This window comes from Bacillus sp. P4_D3, assembly GCF_056401855.1.
In genome coordinates this window covers 1-951 of the sequence record NZ_JBFUIN010001010.1, presented here as the reverse complement: position 1 = coordinate 951, position 951 = coordinate 1, and the positions used below count along the sequence as shown (strand labels likewise).

Genomic DNA, 951 nt, shown 5'->3' with positions numbered 1-951 from the left:
GGGTTATATATTGTCCTTGTTTGTTCTTAAACAAAAGGCGGATCTTAGTAAAGTGATTTTAGAAGCTTGTTGTGTTTTAGCTGCAATTTCAGGAGAACTGAAATGTGCTAAGCGATGATTTTAGTGCAAGAGTGTATGGTGGAATTGAAAAATCAAATTCATTAAACATGAGAAAGCTCTCCTTAAAATAAGCTTGTAAGGAGAGCTTTTTATTTTAGCCTAATTTTTTTGAAAGAGTTTCAGTTGTTTCATATAATCGATAGCTTTTGTTTTATTACTTTGTGCAGAAACATATTGTGYCTCATTTACATCTCTATAATAACTATTAACTACTTCTTCAGAAAGTGTACCGTCAGAGATGGCTTTTTTAACCGCGCAGTGTGGTTCATTTGTATGCGAACAGTTAGAAAATTTACATTTCCTAGAGATAAGAACTATATCTTCATATCCAATATTTAAGTTACCTTCATGATTTATTAAGTCAAATCCTATTTTACTAATAAGTAATCCCTCCACTTTTAAATGAGTTTTTTAGAATCATACATACAAATTGTATCGTTTTTAAGTTGTGCTTGTTTTAATATTCTGTATTCTTATAAATTGATTTCTCTACATCAGGGAGAAGGGTGTATATGCTCTTCCCAATTAAAGATTCTAATTCATTCTTAATTTTATAGAATCCTTTCGAATGTAAAGAGGTATGAGAGGTTGTGCCATGACGTAAACCAACAGAAACCAATCTTCTTTCAAGCGTAGTAAAACCATCCGCATCAGCGAGAGCGTCGCAAAGAGTAATTACTTTATTGTATAAGTCATAGTCACTATTTTCATTCAATATTTCAATTAACCGGCTTTCCATATAATCGGGAACAAGGCTCCACTTTGCTGCGATATCTATATGCTCATTTTTGCAAGGAAATGAATGCGTCACACATATAACGGCGTTTCCTG

The 951-nt window shown here is 32.6% G+C and carries 1 protein-coding gene and 1 pseudogene; both read right to left on the bottom strand.

Translation table 11 applies throughout. From position 1 onward, the window contains the following. Window positions 1–219 precede the first annotated feature (219 nt). The gene (locus tag AC1DTM_RS28780; RefSeq protein WP_477001518.1) at window positions 220–516 is read right to left on the bottom strand and encodes a hypothetical protein; all 297 of its coding nucleotides are present in this window, start codon (window positions 514–516) and stop codon (window positions 220–222) included. A gap of 61 nt (window positions 517–577) precedes the next feature. Continuing rightward, a pseudogene (locus AC1DTM_RS28775) lies at window positions 578–951 on the bottom strand (HD domain-containing protein); the annotation flags it as partial.